Raw genomic sequence first — 18,564 nt, 5'->3', positions numbered from 1 at the left:
CTAGCCCCACCCCTCAGGGTTTCAGGGTCCTCGGGCGACATGTCCGCGGCCATCAGGTCCTCGGGTGTCAAGCCTTCGGGCGTCAGGCCCTCAGGCGTCAGGGCGAGGCGATCGTGGCGATCACACCGATGACGACGGTGATGAGGAGCATCGCCCCGAACACGAGGAGAAGCTTCTTCTGGCCGTTCTGGGGATTCGGATCGAGCACTGGCATGAGGCCAGTGTCGCATCTCAGCATTCGTCCTCGATCGTCCGGTCCCGGCCGGCGAGGATCCCGGCCGCCATCTGGGGAATCATGAGGCCCGCCATCAGCGCGATCGGCAGCCCCCAACCGCCGCTGTGCTGGTAGAGCACGCCGACGAGCAGCGGACCGGGGATCGAGAGCAGGTAGCCGGTGGACTGGGCGAAGGCGGAGAGCCGGACGACGCCCGCGCCGGACCGGGCCCGCATGCCGATCATGGTGAGGGCGAGCGGGAAGGCACAGTTGGCCACGCCGAGGAGCAGGGCCCAGGCCCAGGCGCCGGCGGCGGGGGCGAGATAGAGGCCGCCGTAGCCGATCAGGCCGCACAGGCCGAGGACGACGACGATGGGGCCCTGCTGCTTGAGCCGGGAGGCGACCCGGGGGATGACGAAGGCGAGCGGGACGCCCATGGCCATGGTGACCGCGAGCAGGAGTCCGGCCGTGCCGGCGGAGACCCCGGCGTCGCGGAAGATCTGCGGCATCCAGCCCATGGTGATGTACGCGGCGGTGGCCTGGAGCCCGAAGAAGCAGGCCAGGCCCCACGCGGTACGGCTGCGGGTGATCCGCAGGGCCGGCGCCTCGGTGGGCGCGGTGGCCGGCCCCGGAGCGGGGGCCGGCTGTCCGGGGGCCGGGGTCCGGTCGCGTACTAGGACGATCCAGGGCAGCACCGCCACGGCGGCGAGCACGGCCCAGACGACGAGTCCCGTCTGCCAGTCGCCGCCCAGCGCCCCGGTGACGGGGACGGTCACGGCGGCCGCCAGGGCGGTGCCGAGCGCCAGGGCCATGGAGTAGAGGCCCGTCATGGTGCCGACGCGGTCGGGGAACCAGCGCTTGACGATCACCGGCATCAGGATGTTGCTGACGGCGATGCCCATCAGGGCCAGCGCGCTGGCGGCCAGGAACCCGGCGGTGGAGCCGATGTACGGGCGGATCAGCAGGCCGGCCGCGATGGCGACCATGCCCGCGCAGACCACGGCCCCCGCGCCGAAGCGGCGGGCCAGGCGCGGCGCCATGATTCCGAAGACCGCGAAACAGAGCGGCGGTACGGAGGTGAGGACGCCGGCCACGCTCCCGCTCATGTGCAGCCCCTCGCGGACCTCTTCGAGGAGGGCGCCGAGGCTGGTGATGGCGGGGCGGAGGTTCAGGGCGGCCAGGACGAGTCCCACGGCGATGAGGCGCAGCAGCCAGGGTGCGGGGGCCTCGCCCGCACCGGGGAGCCCCTGGGCGCGGAGCTCGTGGGAGGTGCGCGCGGCGGGGCCGCGGTTCAGGGTCGGGGTCTGCGTCTCGTCGTCCGGCATGAGGCCATCATAGAATCATGGGATGATTGATTGTCCAATCGATCCCCTCCCCTGATCCCCCCCGGGTTTCCTGGGAGAATCCGGCCCCGACCCCCTCTTCGGTCCGGCACCTCCGGGCCGGGCCCCGAGCAAGGAGCATCATGGCGCTGACGTCTCCACGGCGTTCGGCACTCGCCGACCAGGTGATCGCCCAGCTGAGGAATCAGATCACCTCGGGCGAGTGGCCGGTCGGTTCGCGGATTCCGACCGAGCCCGAGCTGGTCGAGCAGCTGGGCGTGGCCCGTAACACCGTCCGCGAGGCCGTGCGGGCCCTCGCGCACAACGGGCTGCTGGACATCCGGCAGGGCTCGGGCACCTATGTGATCGCCACGAGTGAGCTGGCCGGGGTGATGCACCGCAGGTTCGCGGCCGCCGATCCGCGTCATATCGCGGAGCTTCGCTCGACGCTGGAGTCGTCGGCGGCCCGGCTGGCGGCGGCCCGGCGCACCGAGCGGGATCTGCGGCAGCTGGACACGCTGATGGCGCGCCGCGAGGAGGCCTGGGCCTCTGGGGACGCGGAGGCGTTCGTGGCGGCGGACGCGACGCTGCACCTGGCGGTGGTCGCGGCCTCGCACAACGACGTCCTGACCGAGCTCTACGCCGACCTCGGGGATCTCCTGCGCGACTACCTGCGCGGCGACGTGGGTCCCGAGCTGCGGCCGGAGAACCATATGGACCATGGTCGGCTGGTCGAGGCGATCCGGGCCGGGGACGCGGAGACGGCGGCGGCCGAGGCGGCGAGCCACGCGCTGACCTGCCTGCCGGACCGGGTGTAGCGGCGCCCCGGGCCATGTACGGCGAAGCCCTCGCTCGGATCAGACGGGGGCGGGACGGTGGCTGACCCACGCCGTGGCGATCTCTTTCCAGCAGCGGTCCTCCAGGCGTACGGTCCGGCCCGGCTCCACCGCGACCGCCGCCCCGTCCGCGTCGACGTCCCACCAGCGGTCGCATTCGGCGTGCAGCCGGACCAGGTCGGTGGAGGGGTAGGGGTTGTGGCAGTAGGCGACGACCCGGGAGCCCTCGACAGACGTACGGCACTCCGAGCCGGCCGGTTCGGGCTTCGGGGGCTCCGCTTCCGTACCGGAGTCGGCTCCCCTGGCGGCGTGGACCCCCAGGGGTACGGCGAGGGCGGCGACGGCCACCGGCGCGGCCAGGAGGAGACGGGTTCGGCGGCGCGTGGGACGCACGACGATCTCCCTCCCGCAGCCTGACAAGAAGTCCGGTTCCTCCTCATTCTGCGGTGGATCGGCCGACTTTTCGACCGGAGGGGCACCAGGAGGCCACGGACCGTGAACGGCCCCCGGCCGCGCACCGCCTCCGGAGAATCGGGAGGGGGTACGCGGCCGGGGGCCGTCGGGCGGGGTGGTGCGCGGTCAGGCGCCCATCATGTGCACGCCGCTGTCGACGTGGATGATCTCGCCCGTGGTGCGCGGGAAGAAGTCGGAGAGCAGGGCGACGATGCCGCGGCCGGCCGGCTCCGGGTCGTTCATGTCCCAGGCCAGCGGGGCGCGGTTGTTCCAGACGTCGGCCAGCTCCTCGAAGCCCGGGATGGACTTGGCGGCCATGGAGCGGAGCGGTCCGGCGGAGACCAGGTTGCAGCGCAGCCCGTCCTTGCCCAGGTCGCGGGCGAGGTAGCGGGAGGTGGCCTCCAGCGCGGCCTTGGCCGGGCCCATCCAGTCGTACTGCGGCCAGGCGTACTGGGCGTCGAAGGTGAGGCCCACGATCGAGCCGCCCTCGCTCATCAGCGGCTTGCAGGCCATGGCGAGCGACTTCAGCGAGAACGCCGAGACGTGCATCGCGGTGGCGACGGACTCGAACGGCGTGTTGAGGAAGTTGCCGCCGAGCGCGTCCTGCGGCGCGAAGCCGATGGAGTGGACGACGCCGTCCAGGGAGCCGAGCTCCTCGCGCACCAGACCGGCGAGCCGGTCCAGGTGCTCCTGGTTGGTCACGTCCAGCTCGATGACCTTGGCCGGCTTCGGCAGCTTCCTGGCGATGCGCTCGGTCAGGGTGGGGCGGGGGAAGGCCGTCAGGATGACCTCGGCCCCCTGCTCCTGGGCCACCTTCGCGGCGTGGAACGCGATGGACGACTCCATCAGCACCCCGGTGATCAGGATGCGCTTGCCGTCGAGAATTCCGCTCATGGTGATCAGTGACCCATGCCCAATCCGCCGTCAACGGGAATGACGGCTCCAGTGATGTACGACGCGTCGTCGGAGGCGAGGAAGCGCACCGCGGCGGCGATCTCCTCGGGCCGCGCGTAGCGGCCGAGCGGCACCTGGGACACGATGCCCTTGCGCTGCTCCTCGGTGAGCGCCTGGGTCATGTCGGTGTCGACAAAACCGGGGGCGACGACGTTGAAGGTGATGTTCCGCGATCCGAGTTCACGGGCCAGCGACCGGGCGAAGCCGACGAGCCCGGCCTTGGAGGCGGCGTAGTTGGCCTGGCCGGCCGAGCCGAGGAGGCCGACGACGGAGGAGATCAGGACGACACGGCCCTTCTTGGCGCGCAGCATGCCGCGATTGGCGCGCTTGACGACCCGGAAGGTCCCCGTGAGGTTGGTGTCGACGACGGAGGTGAAGTCCTCCTCCGACATCCGCATCAGCAGCTGGTCCTTGGTGATGCCCGCGTTGGCGACCAGCACCTCCACGGGACCGTGCTTCTCCTCGATCTCCTTGTAGGCCTGCTCCACCTGCTCGGCGTCGGTGATGTCGCAGCGGACCGCGAGGACACCCGCGTCGGTGAGCGCCTGGGGCGGCTCTCCGGAACGGTAGGTGATCGCGACCTGGTCGCCGTTGTCGGCGAAGGCGCGGGCGATGGCGAGGCCGATGCCCCGGTTTCCTCCGGTGACGAGAACCGAGCGGCTCAACGGATCACCCTTTCCTTGGCGGTCTGGTACGTCGAAAACCTATCGGTACCGTGCGCCGATCGAGGAATCGGGCCCTGACAGTGGCTTGTCCGGGGTGCTGTTGGATTCCTACAGTCCGCGCGGGTAGGTGGTCGGCCCACGCGTCCTCGATATCCCCCGGTGCGGTCACCCTCCGGCATGGTTCACTGCCGTGGTGTATCGAGAAGGGAACTCCCTGTGCCCCACGAGGTAGATCAGTCATTCCTGGCCCTGCCGTCGCGCGCGCTGGCCGACGCGGCGCTCGCCAGAGCGCGGGCTCTGGGCGCGACCCACGCCGACTTCCGGCTGGAGCGGGTGCGCAGCGCCTCCTGGCGGCTGCGGGACGCCCGGCCGGCCGGCGCGTCGGACAGCACGGACCTCGGGTACGCGGTCCGGGTGGTGCACGGCGGTGCGTGGGGGTTCGCCTCGGGCGTCGACCTGACGATGGACGCCGCCGCGAAGGTGGCCTCGCAGGCCGTCGCGATGGCGAAGCTGTCGGCGAAGGTGATCGCGGCGGCCGGGTCGGACGAGAGGGTCGAGCTGGCGGACGAGCCGGTGCACGGCGAGCGGACCTGGATCTCGGCGTACGACGTCGACCCCTTCTCCGTACCGGACGAGGAGAAGGCGGCGCTGCTCGCCGAGTGGAGCGGGCGGCTGCTCGGCGCGGAGGGCGTCGCGCATGTGGACGCGTCCCTGATGGCCGTGCACGAGAACAAGTTCTACGCGGACACGGCGGGCACCGTCACCACACAGCAACGGGTGCGGATCCACCCGCAGTTCACCGCCGTCGCGGTGGACGGCACGAGCGGTGAGTTCGACTCGATGCGGACCATCGCGCCGCCTGCGGGCCGGGGCTGGGAGTACCTGACCGGGACCGGCTGGGACTGGAGGGACGAGCTGGAGCGGATCCCCGGGCTGCTGGCGGAGAAGATGCGCGCGCCGAGCGTCGAGGCGGGGACGTACGACCTGGTGGTCGATCCGTCGAACCTGTGGCTGACGATCCACGAGTCGATCGGCCACGCCACCGAGCTGGACCGGGCGCTGGGGTACGAGGCGGCGTACGCCGGGACCTCGTTCGCCACCTTCGACCAGCTGGGCAAGCTGGCGTACGGCTCCGCCGTGATGAACGTGACCGGTGACCGCACCGCCGAGCACGGACTCGCGACGATCGGGTACGACGACGAGGGCGTCGAGGCGCAGTCGTGGGACCTGGTGAAGGACGGCACGCTCGTCGGCTACCAGCTGGACCGCCGCACCGCGAAGCTGACGGGCCTCGGCCGCTCCAACGGCTGCGCGTACGCGGACTCGCCGGGCCACGTCCCCGTACAGCGCATGGCGAACGTGTCCCTGAAGCCGGACCCGGGCGGGCTGTCGACGGAGGATCTGATCGGCGGGGTGGAGCGCGGGATCTATGTGGTCGGCGACCGGTCCTGGTCGATCGACATGCAGCGCTACAACTTCCAGTTCACCGGGCAGCGGTTCTTCCGTATCGAGAACGGGCAGCTGGCCGGGCAGCTGCGCGACGTGGCGTACCAGGCGACGACCACGGACTTCTGGGGCTCGATGGAGAAGGTCGGCGGCCCCCAGACGTACGTCCTCGGCGGCGCGTTCAACTGCGGCAAGGCCCAGCCGGGCCAGGTCGCGGCGGTCTCGCACGGCTGCCCCTCCGCCCTCTTCCGGGGCGTCAACATCCTCAATACGACGCAGGAGGCCGGACGATGAGCCGCGTCAGCAAGCCGTACGAGATCGTCGAGCGGGCTCTGGAACTGTCCACCACGGACGGCCTGGTGGTCATCGCCGACGAGCAGTCCTCCACCAATCTGCGCTGGGCGGGCAACGCGCTCACCACGAACGGGGTGACCCGGGGACGGACCCTGACCGTCATCGCGACCGTGGACGGGGCGAAGGGGACGGCGTCCGGCGTCGTCTCCCGGTCCGCGGTGACCCGGGGCGACCTGGAGCCGCTGGTGCGGGCCGCCGAGGCCGCCGCACGGGGCGCGGATCCGGCGGAGGACGCACAGCCGCTGGTGAGCGGGGCGCCCTCCTCCCCCGACTTCACGAACGCGCCCGCCGAGACCGGCTCGGAGGTCTTCGCCGACTTCGCCCCGGCGCTCGGCGACGCCTTCGCGCGCGCCCGGGCCGGGGGCCGCGAGCTGTACGGCTTCGCGAACCACGAGCTGACCTCCACCTACCTGGGGACGTCGACGGGGCTGCGACTGCGCCACGACCAGCCGAACGGGACGCTGGAGCTGAACGCGAAGTCGCCGGACCGTACGCGCTCCGCGTGGGCGGGCCGGGCGACCCGGGACTTCAAGGACGTCGACCCGGCGGCGATGGACGCGGAGCTGGCGCAGCGGCTGCGCTGGGCGGAGCGGCGCGTCGAGCTGCCCGCCGGCCGGTACGAGACGCTGCTGCCGCCGGCCGCGGTCGCGGACCTGCTGATCTACCAGCTCTGGTCGTCGACCGCGCGGGACGCTGTGGAGGGCCGGACGGTGTTCTCCACGCCGGGCGGCGGTACGCGGCTGGGCGAGACGCTCGCCCCGCTTCCGCTCACCCTGCGCAGCGACCCGCACGCGCCGGGGCTGGAGTCGGCGCCGTTCGTGATCGCCCACTCCTCCGGCGACAGCGGTTCCGTCTTCGACAACGGACTGCCGCTGGCCCCGACGGACTGGGTCAGGGAGGGGAGGCTGGAGCGGCTGACGACGACCCGGCACACGGCGGGCCTGACCGGGCTGCCGGTCGCCCCGGCCATCGACAACCTGCTGCTGGAGGGCGGCGGCGAGCGGTCGCTGGAGGAGATGGTCGCCGCGACGTCCGGGCGGGCGCTGCTGCTGACCTGCCTCTGGTACATCCGCGAGGTGGATCCGGCGACGCTGCTGCTGACGGGGCTGACCCGGGACGGCGTCTATCTGGTCGAGGACGGCGAGGTGGTCGGCGGGGTGAACAACTTCCGCTTCAACGAGTCGCCGGTGGACCTGCTGTCGCGGGCCTCGGAGGCGGGGCGTACGGAGAAGACGCTGCCGCGCGAGTGGGGCGACTGGTTCACCCGGGCCGCGATGCCCGCACTGCGCATCCCGGACTTCAACATGAGCTCGGTCAGCCCGGGGGTGTGACCCGCCTAGGCCCTGTCGTCGGACTCCCGTCTGCCCCACGGCGCCATGCACGCACTCTCGCCGCACCGGGCACCCGCCCGAGTACGTCCAGTACGAGGACGTGAGCCCGGCACGCCGGGAGCACGCACCTGACCCCGCAGGGCCGCCCTCCGGGCGACGACGGGAGATCGACGACAGGACCTAGACTGACACCCAGATCTCTACCAGACATAAGGAGCACAGGAACCGTGACGGACATCGTCGACGAGCTGAAGTGGCGCGGGCTGTTCGCCCAGTCCACTGACGAGGACGCACTGCGCAAGGCTCTCGCGGACGGTCCCGTCACCTTCTATTGCGGTTTCGACCCGACCGCGGCCAGCCTGCATGTGGGGCACCTGGTGCAGGTGCTCACCATGCGTCGGCTCCAGCAGGCCGGGCTGAGGCCGCTCGCCCTGGTGGGGGGCGCGACGGGCCAGATCGGTGACCCGCGGCCCACTGCCGAGCGCACGCTGAACGACCCGGAGACGATCGCCGCCTGGGTGGCCCGGCTGCGCTCGCAGATCGAGCCGTTCCTGTCCTTCGAGGGCGAGAACGCGGCGACGATGGTCAACAACCTGGACTGGACAGCGGGCATGTCCGCGATCGAGTTCCTGCGGGACATCGGCAAGCACTTCCGGGTCAACAAGATGCTCACCAAGGACTCGGTCGCCCGGCGACTGGAGTCGCAGGAGGGCATCAGCTACACGGAGTTCAGCTACCAGCTGCTCCAGGGCATGGACTTCCTGGAGCTGTACCGCCGGCACGGCTGCACCCTTCAGCAGGGCGGCAGCGACCAGTGGGGCAACCTCACCGCGGGCATCGACCTGATCCACCGGCTGGAGCCGGGCGCCACCGTGCACGCGCTGGCGACGCCGCTGATGACGAAGGCGGACGGGACGAAGTTCGGCAAGTCCGAGAGCGGCGCCGTCTGGCTCGATCCGGAGATGACGACGCCGTATGCGTTCTACCAGTTCTGGCTGAACGTGGACGACCGGGACGTCTCGCGCTACCTGCGCATCCTCAGCTTCAAGAGCCGTGAGGAGCTGGAGGAGCTGGAGAAGCTGACCGAGGAGCGGCCGCAGGCCCGCTCGGCGCAGCGCGCGCTGGCCGAGGAGCTGACCACGCTGGTGCACGGCGGTGCGCAGTGCGCCGCGGTCATCGCGGCGTCGAAGGCGCTGTTCGGGCAGGGTGACCTGGCCGAGCTGGACGAGGCGACGCTGAGCGCGGCCCTGTCCGAGGTGCCGGGCGCCACCGTCACCGAGCTGGGGCCGCTGGTGGACCTGCTGGTGGAGGTCGGTCTGGCACCCAGCAAGTCGGGTGCGCGCCGCACGGTCAAGGAGGGCGGCGCGTACGTGAACAACGTGAAGGTCGTCGACGGCGAAGTCGCGCCGGACGCCGGGGAGCTCCTGCACGGGCGCTGGCTGGTGCTGCGCCGGGGCAAGAAGAACCTGGCAGCCGTGGAGGTCGGCCCGGTCGGCTGATCCCTCCCCCGCGTCACAGCGCCGCGGCCGGACACGCGAGGAAAGCGTGCCCGGCCGCGTCGTTGTGTGGCCCCGCCGGGTCAGGTTCGCTGTTTACGGCTGCCGCGGAAGGACTGCCAGGCCATGTCGCCGAGGGCGACGACCGCCACGGCGCCCGCCAGTTGCAGCAGGTGACGGATCCAGTCGATGCCCTTGGTGTCCTCCACACCGATCCAGCCGGCCACGGCGTTGCCGAGGATGCTGCCGAGGATACCGAACACGGCCGTCAGCCAGAGCGGGATGTCCTGTTTGCCCGGCAGGATCGCTCTGGCGAGGACACCCAGCACCAGTCCCACGATGATTGCCCACAACCAGCTCATTTCGCCTCCTCGTGCGGCGCGGAGTGCGCGTCTGTCCAGAGTCGACCCGCCGTCCGGGCGGCGCATGCCCGGTTGGGCCGTCCGGGTGACCCGGCCGTCCACCGCGAACCGCCCGGGCCCTCCTCGTACGGCGTGCCCCGGTCTCCTGCCCGGCCGGTGCCGGGCGTACCGTGGAGGCGGCCCGGTCCGGGAGCGTCCGGCGACGAGATCTGGTGGTGGAGCATGCTGCGGAAGAGCGCGGGTACGGAGGTCATCCGGATCACGGGCGCCCGTCAGGGGCTGACGGACGACGTCCGCGCCCGACAGCGGCGCTATGTGATCTCGATGTCGGTGCGCACGGTGTCGGTGGTACTGGCCGCGGTGCTGTGGAACGTGGAGCGGCATGTGGCGATCGTGGCGCTCGTTCTGGGGGTGCTGCTGCCGTACGTTGCGGTGGTCATCGCCAACGCGGGCCGGGAGAACGTGACTTCACTGCCGACGACGTTCGTGCAGATGCCGCTGCGGCCGGCGGTGGAGGCCGCTCCGATGCCGGGCCAGGCCGAGTCCGGGGACCCCGAGGGGGCGTCCGGCGGGGTCCGGCCGCCGCACGAGCGCACCTGACCAGGGCGCCCCGCGAAGCTCAAGAAAAGCTCAGATCAATCATGACGTTCCGGTGCACCGCACCCTGGTCCCCGTGACATACTTCGAAAGCGCTCCGCATCCCCCGTCGGAGCGACGGACCGACGCCGGGCAGCTCCCCCCGTGGCTGCTCGGCGTCGCCCTTTCTCCGGCCGGGGATGCGTCAGATAGCTCGTGGGGCACCTGACTTGGCTCGGGAAGCTCCTGACTTAGGCTGGGCCACGTGATTTTTCCCGAGACGTCCGCCGAGAGTCCCGCCGGTGCCCCGCTCTGTTCCGCCAAGGGCTGCCGGGCCGCCGCCGTGTGGGTGCTCGCCTGGAACAACCCCAAACTGCACACGCCCGAGCGGCGCAAGACCTGGCTGGCCTGCGACGAGCACCGGGAGCACCTGTCCTCGTTCCTCGGTGTGCGGGGTTTCCTCAAGGACGTCGTGGCGCTGAAGGACTGGGCAGCCGGGGACGGGAAGGAGACCGAGGCCTGATCCCGTGGATCCTCGGAGGGCCTTCAACGCCCCTCCGAACTCCTGATCCTTGGCCCTTCGGTCCCTCGGGGCCGAGGCCCTGATCCTCGGTCCCCCGGGGCTCGGGCGCCTCGGCCTCAGCCGCCGATCGCCGACATCGGGCGGTCGGGCTGCAGGAAGGACGGGTCGTCCAGTCCGGAACCCGCCTTCTTGCCCCACATGGCCGTCTTCCAGAGCTGGGCGATCTCCTCGTCCGGCGCGTCCCCGCGCAGTGCCCCGCGCAGGTCCGTCTCCTCACGGGCGAAAAGGCAGGTGCGGACCTGGCCGTCGGCGGTGAGCCGGGTGCGGTCGCAGGCGCGGCAGAACGGGCGGGTGACGGAGGCGATCACGCCGACGCGGTGCGGCCCGCCGTCGACGGTCCAGCGCTCGGCGGGGGCGGAGCCGCGGGACGCGTCGCCCTCCGCGGTGAGGGTGAAGCGGGTGCGCAGCGAGGCGAGGATGTCCCCGGCGGTGATCATGCCGTCGCGCTTCCAGCCGTGCTGGGCGTCGAGCGGCATCTGCTCGATGAAGCGGAGCTCGTAATCGTGGGCGACGGCCCAGGCGAGCAGCTCGGGGGCCTCGTCGTCGTTGAGCCCCGGCATCAGGACGGAGTTGACCTTCACCGGGGTGAGCCCGGCCTCGCGGGCGGCCGCCAGGCCGTCCAGCACGTCCCTGTGGCGGTCGCGGCGGGTGAGGGTCTTGAAGACGTCGGGGCGCAGGGTGTCCAGCGAGACGTTGACCCGGTCGAGCCCCGCGGCCTTGAGGGCGGTGGCGGTCCGCTTGAGTCCGATGCCGTTGGTCGTGAGCGACATGCGGGGGCGCGGGGTGAGCGCGGCGCACTGCTCGACGATGGAGACGAGGCCGGGACGGAGCAGGGGCTCGCCGCCGGTGAAGCGGACCTCGGTGATGCCGAGCGAGGTGACGGCGATACGGATCAGGCGCACGATCTCGTCGTCGGAGAGCAGCTCGCTCTTGCCGAGCCACTGAAGGCCCTCTTCGGGCATGCAGTAGGTGCAGCGCAGGTTGCACTTGTCGGTGAGTGACACGCGCAGGTCGGTGGCGACCCGGTCGTAGGTGTCGATGAGCACAGTGGGTCCCTCCCCCGGGGTGTCCGCGGTGGTGCGGTCGCTCTGGTGGCCTCTTGTCCTTCCGAGCCTACGTGAGACGTGTGACATCGGGGTGGCTCGTTTGCCACGAGGTGCGGCCGGGCCGCGTCGTAGGACTCTACGACGCGGCCCGGCCGCGGGTGGTGGCGATGAGCCGGAGGGCCCGTCGGCGATGGGCCGAGGGAGGGTCCTCGCGGTGGGCTCAGTGGGCTCCGATGCCGGTGAGGGACTTGACCTCCAGTTCGGCGTACTTGTCCGTGTCGGGCTTCTCCTTGGAGAGCAGCGAGCCGACCCAGCCGAGCAGGAAGCCGAGCGGGATCGAGATCAGGCCGGGGTTCTCCAGCGGGAACCAGGCGAAGTCGACGCTCGGGAACATCGAGCTCGGTTTGGAGGAGACGACCGGCGAGAACAGCACCAGCAGGACGGAGGAGGCGAGGCCTCCGTAGATGGACCAGAGAGCCCCCTGTGTGGTGAAGCGCTTCCAGAAGAGGCTGTAGAGGATCGTGGGCAGGTTGGCGGAGGCGGCGACCGCGAAGGCCAGGGCGACGAGCCCGGCGACGTTCAGGTCGCGGGCGAGTGCGCCGAGGCCGATGGAGACGATGCCGATCGCGACGGTGGCCCAGCGCGCGGCGCGGACCTCTTCCTTCTCGGTGGCCTTCCCCCTGCGGATGACGTTGGCGTAGATGTCGTGCGCGAAGGACGAGGAGGAGGCGAGGGTGAGTCCGGCGACGACGGCGAGGATCGTGGCGAAGGCGACGGCGGAGATCACCGCGAGGAGGATGGCGCCGCCGGTGGATCCGGAGCCGCCGCCGATCTCCAGTGCGGCGAGGGGCGCCGCGGTGTTGCCCGCCTTGTTGGAGGCGATGATGTCGTCCGGCTTGAGGATCGCCGCCGCGCCGAAGCCGAGCACGATCGTCATCAGGTAGAAGGCGCCGATGATGCCGATCGCCCAGTTCACGGACTTACGGGCGGCCTTGGCGGTGGGCACGGTGTAGAAGCGGATCAGGATGTGCGGCAGCCCCGCGGTGCCGAGGACCAGGGCGATGCCGAGTGAGATGAAGTCCAGCTTCGAGATGTTGTCGACGCCGTACTTCAGACCGGGCTCCAGGAAGGCCGCGCCCTTGCCGCTGTTGCTGGCGGCGGTGCCAAGCAGGTCGGAGATGTTGAAGTTGAACTTCAGCAGGATCAGGAAGGTGATGAGCAGGGTGCCCGCGATGAGCAGGACGGCCTTGACCATCTGCACCCAGGTGGTGCCCTTCATTCCGCCGATGGTGACGTAGAGGATCATGAGCACGCCGACCAGGGCGACGATGAGGATCTTCCCGGCGTCGCTGGTGATGCCGAGCAGCAGCGAGACGAGGACGCCCGCGCCGGCCATCTGCGCCAGCAGGTAGAAGATCGAGACGACGATCGTGGATGTGCCGGCGGCAGTACGGACGGGGCGCTGGCGCATCCGGTAGGCGAGGACGTCGCCCATGGTGTAGCGGCCGGAGTTGCGCAGCGGTTCGGCGACCAGGAGCAGGGCGACGAGCCAGGCGACGAGGAAGCCGATGGAGTACAGGAAGCCGTCGTACCCGAAGAGGGCGATGGCTCCGGCGATGCCGAGGAAGGACGCGGCGGACATGTAGTCGCCGGAGACCGCGAGTCCGTTCTGGAATCCGGTGAACTGCCGGCCGCCCGCGTAGAAGTCGGAGGCGCTCTTGGTCTGGCGGCCGGCCCACACGGTGATGAAGAGGGTCGCCACGACGAAGGCGGCGAACAGCGTGATGATCAGCGGCCGGTGCTCGCTCGCTCCCTCGGTGGCGGCGAGCTGGACGGTGGGGTACAGGGCGTGGGCGGCGCTCACAGGTCGGCCTCCATACGGGACTTGATCGCGTCGGCCTTGGGGTCGAGCTGGGTGGCGGCGTGCCGCGAGTAGAGCCAGGCGATGAGGAAGGTGGTGGCGAACTGGGCGAGGCCGAGGACGAGCGCCATGTTGATGTTGCCGACGACCTCGGTGGCCATGAATCCGCCCGCGTAGTTGCAGAGCAGGACGTAGAGCAGGTACCAGGTCACGAAGGCGATGGTCAGGGGGAAGGCGAAGGAGCGGTGGGAGCGGCGCAGGTCGGCGAAGTCCGGGCTCGCCTGCATCGTGACGAACGCCTCGGTGGTGGGCTGGGCGGGGCCGGTGGGCGAACCGCCCTCGGGCGGCGGTGCATCGGTAGCCACGGAATCTCCTCGCGACGCGGGTGCGGTGATCTGGGGGACGGTGGGTGTCAAGGGAAGCCTCGTTACCGACGGGACGGTGATGTGCCTCCTGGACAACGGCACGGAGGGCGCGACGAAGCGGTTCACCGCGTCTTTCGCCTTCCCGGAGGTGCCGCGGTGCGCCCGGTTGCCCGGACGTCACCCGTTCGCATTCAGCCGCACAGGTCACTCTTCGAACTCACTTGCCCGTAAGCGTTGATGCATCGGGATGATCAGCGATAGCTTCACTCGTCATGTACGCGACCGAACACGCCAGGTGTCCGGTCGTTCGGCACGGATGATGTGGAGACCCCATGGCTCATCTGGCATCGAGACGGACCCGCGCACTCGCGGTGCCCGTCGGCCTCGCGCTGACCGCCTCGCTCGGCTTCCTGCCGACGGCGACGGCCACGGCGGCGCCCACCGGGGAGCGGGCCGCCGCGAGTGTGCGGACCGACGGACCGAAGCTGTCCTACGTGGTCAACACCCGGGGCGGGCACGGCACCGTCAAGAACGTCAAGAAGGCGATCGCCAAGGCCGGCGGCACCGTCGTCATCGCCTATGAGCAGATCGGCGTCATCGTCGTCCACTCGCAGAACCCCGCCTTCGGCGAAACGATTCGCCGGGTACGCGGCGTGGAGTCGGCGGGCGCCACCCGCACGAACCCGATCGTGCCGCAGGCCACCAAGGACGTCGGCGCGATAGCGCAGCCGCTCACCGCCGAGCAGGCGGCGGCCGCCGCCGCGGACGCCAAGGCCGGCGAGGACCCGCTGGAGCCCCTCCAGTGGTCGCTGCCCGCGATCAAGGCGGACAAGGCGCACGAGAAGTCGCTGGGCTCGAAGCGTGTGACGGTCGCCGTCATCGACACGGGCGTCGACGACACCCACCCGGACCTCGCCCCGAACTTCGACAGCCGCGCCTCGGCCAACTGCGTGTCGGGCGCTCCGGACACCACCGCCGGCTCCTGGCGTCCGGCGGCGGGCGAGAGTGACCACGGCACGCATGTGGCCGGCACCATCGCCGCGGCGAAGAACGGCGCCGGGGTCACCGGCGTCGCCCCGGGCGTGAAGGTGTCGGGCATCAAGGTGTCGAACCCGGACGGGTTCTTCTACACCGAGGCCGTCGTCTGCGGGTTCCTCTGGGCCGCCGAGCACGGTGTCGAGGTGACCAACAACAGCTACTACACCGACCCGTGGCTGTTCAACTGCAAGAACGACCCGGACCAGGGCGCCCTGGTCGACGCCCTCACCCGCGCCGTGAAGTACGCGGAGCGCAAGGGCACGGTCAATGTCGCGGCGGCGGGGAACTCGCGCCACGACCTGGCGCTCGACGCGATCGAGGACAAGACCAGCCCGAACGACACCGAGACGGTGACGCGGACGATCGACCCGAGCGCGTGCCCGGACATCCCGACCATGCTGCCGGGTGTCGTGACGGTCTCCGCGACGGGTGCGAAGGGTCTGAAGTCCTCGTACTCGAACTACGGCAAGGGCATCATCGACGTGGCCGCTCCGGGCGGTGACTCGACGATCTACCAGACCCCCGAGGCGCCGGCCGTCAACGGGCTGATCCTGTCGACGCTGCCGGGCGGCAAGTTCGGCTACAAGGCCGGTACGTCGATGGCCTCCCCGCACGTCGCGGGTGTCGTGGCGCTGATCAAGTCCCAGCACCCCTACGCCTCGCCGGCCGCGGTGAAGGCGCTGCTGACGCTCCAGGCGGACGCGAAGGCGTGCGGTGAGCCGTACGACATCAACGGTGACGGTGTCATCGACGCGGTCTGCGAGGGCGGCAAGAACTACAACGGCTTCTACGGGGCCGGAGTGGTCGACGCGCTGGACGCGGTGCGCTGGTAGGCACCTGACCGAGCAAGGAGCGAGGGCCCGGGGAGGACGTTCTCCCCGGGCCCTCGCCCCGTGTCGGGCCCTACGGCGTGATGAGCACCTTCAGCGCGGTCCGCTCGTCCATCTCCTTGTAGCCGAGCGGCACTTCGTCCAGGCCGATGGACCGGTCGAAGACGGGCGACGGGTCGATCGTGCCGTCCAGCACGTCGGGGAGCAGCTCCGGTATGTACCGGCGTACGGGGGCGACGCCGCCGCGCAGGGCGATGTTCCGGCCGAACATCGCGCCGAGGTCCACGCCGGCGGCGCTGCCGTGCGGAACGCCCACGTAGCCGATGGAGCCGCCGTCGCGGACGATGCCGAGGGCGGTGCGCATCGACTGCTCGGTGCCGACGGCCTCGATGACGCTGTGCGCGCCCTCGCCCCGGGTCAGTTCGCGGACGGCGGCGAGGGCGGCCTCGCCGCGCTCGGCGACCACGTCGGTCGCGCCGAAGCGGCGGGCGATGTCGGTGCGCGCGGTGTGGCGGCCGAGCGCGATGACGCGCTCCGCGCCGAGCCGCTTGGCGGCGAGCACGCCGCACAGGCCGACCGCGCCGTCACCGACGACCGCGACGGTGCTGCCGGGCCCGACGCCCGCGCCGACGGCGGCGTGGTGGCCGGTGCCCAGGACGTCGGAGAGCGCCAGCAGGGCGGAGAGCAGGCGGTCGTCGGAGGCGGCGGCGGCCGGGAGCTTGACCAGGGTGCCGTCGGCGTGGGGGACGCGGACGGCCTCGCCCTGGCCGCCGTCCGACTGCGCGCCGTCCGGGCCGACCGAGCCCCAGAAGCCGCCCTCGGGGCAGGAGGTGGTGAGGCCCTCGGCACAGTAGGCGCAGGTGCCGTCGGACCAGACGAACGGGGCGACGGCCAGATCGCCCACGGCGAACCCGTTGACGCCGGACCCCGCCTCCTCGACGACGCCGAGGAACTCATGGCCGGTGCGCTGACCGGGCCGCCGGGCCGACTCGCCCCGGTAGGCCCACAGGTCGCTGCCGCAGATGCAGGACCGCAGGACCCTGAGCACCACGTCGGTGGGGTGCTGGATCCCCGGGTCCGGCACCTCCTCGACCCGGATGTCGTGGGGGGCGTGGATGACGGTGGCGCGCATACGTTCGGGGTCCTTGCCGGTCTCAGTTGCTGGTATCCCGTTCACGGTACGCCCCGGTTCGCCCGGTTTCCCCGGCCGGGGGAACCGTGAGCACCCCGAGGGTCAGCAGGGCCTGGGCGGCGATGTAGGTGAGCATGACCCAGAAGTCGGGGGCGGGCGCCTGCGGCCATTCCGCGATGCCGGTGGCGATGAGGGCGTCGGAGATCAGGAAGAGCGCCCCGCCGGCCGCCGCGTACCGGCCGAGCACGCCGGCCCGCCAGGCCACGGCCGTGATCAGCAGGCTGTAGCCGGTCAGCGGGATACGCAGGTCTGCCGGGAGGTCCGGCCAGATCAGCACGAGGAAGACGACCAGGGCGAGGGCGTATCCGGCTCCTGTGGCCAGCGGCGCACGGGCCCGGCCGCGGCCGAACAGCGTCAGGTAGCAGACATGGCCGACCGCGAAGGAGCCCATGCCGAGGAGGAAGGCCAGGTCGTCGTCGGCGAGCAGGAAGACGTCGCCGCCCCACCCGAACAGCAGGGCCGCGACGAGTGGCCGGGGTCCGCCGCGGAGCGCCGCGTACCCGGCGAGCAGCGGCATCAGCAGCGGCTTGGCGACCAGGTGGACGGTCTCGGCACCGGCGATCAGCCCGGCCAGGTCGACGGCGGCGGCGAGGAGGAAGGCGAGGAGCACGGGGCGGGCGAAGCGCTCGGCTCCGCTGGTGTGCGCGGGGCGGGAGTCGGTGGCGCTCACAGGGCGCGTTCCGGGGCGGAGGCCTCCAGGGACACGGGCACCGTCTCTCCGGGCCCGGCCACGGCCCCCGCCTTCGTCGCCGGCTGCCAGCCCGGCCCGCGGAAGACCCGCCCCGCCCGCTCTCTCCAAGAGTCGGCGGCCCGGACGTCCCGGGCGATGGCGGCGTACTCATGGGTCGCGACGCGCAGCGGGTTGTGGGTGGAGATGTTCTTGGTGAGCCCGTAGACGGGCCGCTCGGTCTCGGCCGCGAAGGATCCGAACATCCGGTCCCAGACGATCAGGATCCCGCCGTAGTTGCGGTCCAGGTAGCCGCCTTGGGAGGCGTGGTGGACGCGGTGGTGGGAGGGCGTGTTGAGGACGTACTCGAAGGGGCGCGGGAGCTTGCCGACGCGCTCGGTGTGCACCCAGAACTGGTAGACGAGGTTGGCCGACTGGCAGAACGCCAGCGCCGCCGGGTGCACCCCGCAGGCGATCAGCGGCAGATAGAACGGCCAGACCGTCGCGGAGGTCCAGGGCTGGCGCAGCGCGGTGGTGAGGTTGAACTTCTCGCTGGAGTGGTGGACCACATGGCAGGCCCACAGGATCCGGATCACGTGGTGGCCGCGGTGGGACCAGTAGTAGAAGAAGTCCTGGGCGAGGAGCATCAGCGGGACGGTCCACCACAGCACGGGCACCCGTAGCGGCGTCAGTTCGTGGACACCCATGTAGATCGCCAGGATGGGGATCTTCCACAGCAGGTCGAAGCCCAGGCTGCCGATGCCCATGGTGAGGCTGGTGGCGGTGTCCTTGGTCGCGTACCCGGCGGCGTTCTCGTCCGGGTGAAGGCGGTAGCTGACCATCTCGATCACGGTGAGCAGCACGAAGGCCGGTATTGACCACAGCACGACATCGGGCAGGTTCGGCTCCATGCGAGCACCGTAGGGCCGCGGGTCGGCGAGGGCTAGACGTTGTTACCCACAAGTATGCGAGA

The 18,564-nt window shown here is 71.1% G+C and carries 19 protein-coding genes; 7 read left to right on the top strand and 12 right to left on the bottom strand.

Going from position 1 to position 18,564, the window contains the following annotated elements:
* Positions 1 to 97: 97 nt before the first annotated feature.
* Entirely contained in the window at positions 98 to 214 is a 117-nt protein-coding gene (locus AB0F29_RS05785) for an SGM_5486 family transporter-associated protein (protein WP_007446146.1), read from the bottom strand.
* A 17-nt stretch (positions 215 to 231) separates the two neighbouring features.
* Positions 232 to 1,539 (bottom strand): CynX/NimT family MFS transporter, encoded by a 1,308-nt coding sequence (locus AB0F29_RS05780; RefSeq protein WP_361867723.1) that lies wholly within the window; start codon positions 1,537 to 1,539, stop codon positions 232 to 234.
* A gap of 140 nt (positions 1,540 to 1,679) precedes the next feature.
* On the opposite strand from AB0F29_RS05780, the gene AB0F29_RS05775 reads away from it, so the two are divergent.
* Positions 1,680 to 2,354 (top strand): FCD domain-containing protein, encoded by a 675-nt coding sequence (locus AB0F29_RS05775; protein WP_361867721.1) that lies wholly within the window; start codon positions 1,680 to 1,682, stop codon positions 2,352 to 2,354.
* A 39-nt stretch (positions 2,355 to 2,393) separates the two neighbouring features.
* Here AB0F29_RS05775 and AB0F29_RS05770 read toward each other — a convergent pair whose 3' ends face one another.
* The 3 genes from AB0F29_RS05770 to fabG form a co-directional block, all read right to left on the bottom strand.
* Positions 2,394 to 2,765: a hypothetical protein gene (locus AB0F29_RS05770; protein WP_361867720.1), complete on the bottom strand. Its 372-nt coding sequence runs from the start codon at positions 2,763 to 2,765 to the stop codon at positions 2,394 to 2,396.
* A 186-nt stretch (positions 2,766 to 2,951) separates the two neighbouring features.
* Positions 2,952 to 3,719 (bottom strand): enoyl-ACP reductase FabI, encoded by a 768-nt coding sequence (gene fabI, locus AB0F29_RS05765; RefSeq protein WP_018957737.1) that lies wholly within the window; start codon positions 3,717 to 3,719, stop codon positions 2,952 to 2,954.
* A gap of 5 nt (positions 3,720 to 3,724) precedes the next feature.
* Positions 3,725 to 4,444 carry a 3-oxoacyl-[acyl-carrier-protein] reductase gene (gene fabG, locus AB0F29_RS05760; protein WP_361867718.1) on the bottom strand — a complete coding sequence of 240 codons (720 nt, stop codon included), beginning with the start codon at positions 4,442 to 4,444 and terminating at the stop codon, positions 3,725 to 3,727.
* 216 nt (positions 4,445 to 4,660) lie between these two features.
* Here fabG and AB0F29_RS05755 point away from each other — a divergent pair, with 216 nt between their 5' ends.
* From AB0F29_RS05755 to tyrS, 3 genes are all read left to right on the top strand, one after another.
* Positions 4,661 to 6,184, top strand: a complete 1,524-nt coding sequence (locus AB0F29_RS05755) for a TldD/PmbA family protein (protein ID WP_361867716.1) — start codon at positions 4,661 to 4,663, stop codon at positions 6,182 to 6,184.
* On the top strand, positions 6,181 to 7,575 hold the full coding sequence (locus AB0F29_RS05750) for a metallopeptidase TldD-related protein (protein ID WP_361867714.1): 1,395 nt from the start codon (positions 6,181 to 6,183) through the stop codon (positions 7,573 to 7,575). Before AB0F29_RS05755 ends, AB0F29_RS05750 begins: the two co-directional genes overlap by 4 nt.
* Positions 7,576 to 7,802: 227 nt before the next feature.
* Complete coding sequence (tyrS, locus tag AB0F29_RS05745; protein WP_361867712.1) at positions 7,803 to 9,074, top strand: tyrosine--tRNA ligase; 1,272 nt, start codon at positions 7,803 to 7,805, stop codon at positions 9,072 to 9,074.
* 80 nt (positions 9,075 to 9,154) lie between these two features.
* Here tyrS and AB0F29_RS05740 read toward each other — a convergent pair whose 3' ends face one another.
* Positions 9,155 to 9,433, bottom strand: a complete 279-nt coding sequence (locus tag AB0F29_RS05740; protein ID WP_361867710.1) for a GlsB/YeaQ/YmgE family stress response membrane protein — start codon at positions 9,431 to 9,433, stop codon at positions 9,155 to 9,157.
* A 222-nt stretch (positions 9,434 to 9,655) separates the two neighbouring features.
* On the opposite strand from AB0F29_RS05740, the gene AB0F29_RS05735 reads away from it, so the two are divergent.
* A complete protein-coding gene (locus AB0F29_RS05735; RefSeq protein ID WP_361867709.1) occupies positions 9,656 to 10,033 on the top strand; it encodes a DUF3099 domain-containing protein in 378 nt (125 codons plus the stop codon).
* A 241-nt stretch (positions 10,034 to 10,274) separates the two neighbouring features.
* Entirely contained in the window at positions 10,275 to 10,532 is a 258-nt protein-coding gene (locus AB0F29_RS05730) for a hypothetical protein (RefSeq protein WP_361867707.1), read from the top strand.
* Positions 10,533 to 10,648: 116 nt separating this feature from the next.
* On the opposite strand, the gene moaA is transcribed toward AB0F29_RS05730, so the two are convergent.
* The 3 genes from moaA to AB0F29_RS05715 all read right to left on the bottom strand — a co-directional run bounded on the left by moaA (position 10,649) and on the right by AB0F29_RS05715 (position 13,864).
* Entirely contained in the window at positions 10,649 to 11,638 is a 990-nt protein-coding gene (gene moaA / locus AB0F29_RS05725; protein ID WP_361867705.1) for a GTP 3',8-cyclase MoaA, read from the bottom strand.
* 220 nt (positions 11,639 to 11,858) lie between these two features.
* On the bottom strand, positions 11,859 to 13,502 hold the full coding sequence (locus AB0F29_RS05720) for a cation acetate symporter (protein WP_361867703.1): 1,644 nt from the start codon (positions 13,500 to 13,502) through the stop codon (positions 11,859 to 11,861).
* The gene (locus AB0F29_RS05715) at positions 13,499 to 13,864 is read right to left on the bottom strand and encodes a DUF485 domain-containing protein (protein ID WP_361867702.1); all 366 of its coding nucleotides are present in this window, start codon (positions 13,862 to 13,864) and stop codon (positions 13,499 to 13,501) included. The genes AB0F29_RS05720 and AB0F29_RS05715 overlap by 4 nt, the downstream gene beginning before the upstream one ends.
* Before the next feature lie 332 nt (positions 13,865 to 14,196).
* On the opposite strand from AB0F29_RS05715, the gene AB0F29_RS05710 reads away from it, so the two are divergent.
* Positions 14,197 to 15,735 carry a S8 family serine peptidase gene (locus AB0F29_RS05710; RefSeq protein WP_361867700.1) on the top strand — a complete coding sequence of 513 codons (1,539 nt, stop codon included), beginning with the start codon at positions 14,197 to 14,199 and terminating at the stop codon, positions 15,733 to 15,735.
* 70 nt (positions 15,736 to 15,805) lie between these two features.
* Here the strand turns inward: AB0F29_RS05710 and AB0F29_RS05705 are convergent, their stop codons facing one another.
* From AB0F29_RS05705 to AB0F29_RS05695, 3 genes are read right to left on the bottom strand one after another with little or no spacing between them, the layout of a single operon-like run.
* Positions 15,806 to 16,864 (bottom strand): zinc-dependent alcohol dehydrogenase family protein, encoded by a 1,059-nt coding sequence (locus tag AB0F29_RS05705; protein WP_361867699.1) that lies wholly within the window; start codon positions 16,862 to 16,864, stop codon positions 15,806 to 15,808.
* A gap of 22 nt (positions 16,865 to 16,886) precedes the next feature.
* Entirely contained in the window at positions 16,887 to 17,594 is a 708-nt protein-coding gene (locus AB0F29_RS05700; RefSeq protein ID WP_361867697.1) for a lysoplasmalogenase, read from the bottom strand.
* A complete protein-coding gene (locus AB0F29_RS05695; RefSeq protein ID WP_361867695.1) occupies positions 17,591 to 18,502 on the bottom strand; it encodes a sterol desaturase family protein in 912 nt (303 codons plus the stop codon). Before AB0F29_RS05695 ends, AB0F29_RS05700 begins: the two co-directional genes overlap by 4 nt.
* Positions 18,503 to 18,564 lie beyond the last annotated feature (62 nt).

The sequence above is a fragment of the Streptomyces sp. NPDC026589 genome (assembly GCF_040638385.1).
In the GTDB taxonomy this organism is placed as follows: Bacteria; Actinomycetota; Actinomycetes; order Streptomycetales; family Streptomycetaceae; genus Streptomyces.
The sequence above is the reverse complement of the archived record's forward strand: the minus strand, read 5'-3'. Positions and strand labels throughout refer to the sequence as shown.

Coding starts and splice junctions, on each gene's coding strand:
- AB0F29_RS05785 (WP_007446146.1), bottom strand. CDS start 214: ATGCCAGTGCTCGATCCGAATCCCCAGAACGGCCAGAAGAAGCTTCTC.
- AB0F29_RS05780 (WP_361867723.1), bottom strand. CDS start 1,539: ATGCCGGACGACGAGACGCAGACCCCGACCCTGAACCGCGGCCCCGCC.
- AB0F29_RS05775 (WP_361867721.1), top strand. CDS start 1,680: ATGGCGCTGACGTCTCCACGGCGTTCGGCACTCGCCGACCAGGTGATC.
- fabI (WP_018957737.1), bottom strand. CDS start 3,719: ATGAGCGGAATTCTCGACGGCAAGCGCATCCTGATCACCGGGGTGCTG.
- AB0F29_RS05750 (WP_361867714.1), top strand. CDS start 6,181: ATGAGCCGCGTCAGCAAGCCGTACGAGATCGTCGAGCGGGCTCTGGAA.
- AB0F29_RS05740 (WP_361867710.1), bottom strand. CDS start 9,433: ATGAGCTGGTTGTGGGCAATCATCGTGGGACTGGTGCTGGGTGTCCTC.
- AB0F29_RS05735 (WP_361867709.1), top strand. CDS start 9,656: ATGCTGCGGAAGAGCGCGGGTACGGAGGTCATCCGGATCACGGGCGCC.
- AB0F29_RS05710 (WP_361867700.1), top strand. CDS start 14,197: ATGGCTCATCTGGCATCGAGACGGACCCGCGCACTCGCGGTGCCCGTC.
- AB0F29_RS05705 (WP_361867699.1), bottom strand. CDS start 16,864: ATGCGCGCCACCGTCATCCACGCCCCCCACGACATCCGGGTCGAGGAG.
- AB0F29_RS05695 (WP_361867695.1), bottom strand. CDS start 18,502: ATGGAGCCGAACCTGCCCGATGTCGTGCTGTGGTCAATACCGGCCTTC.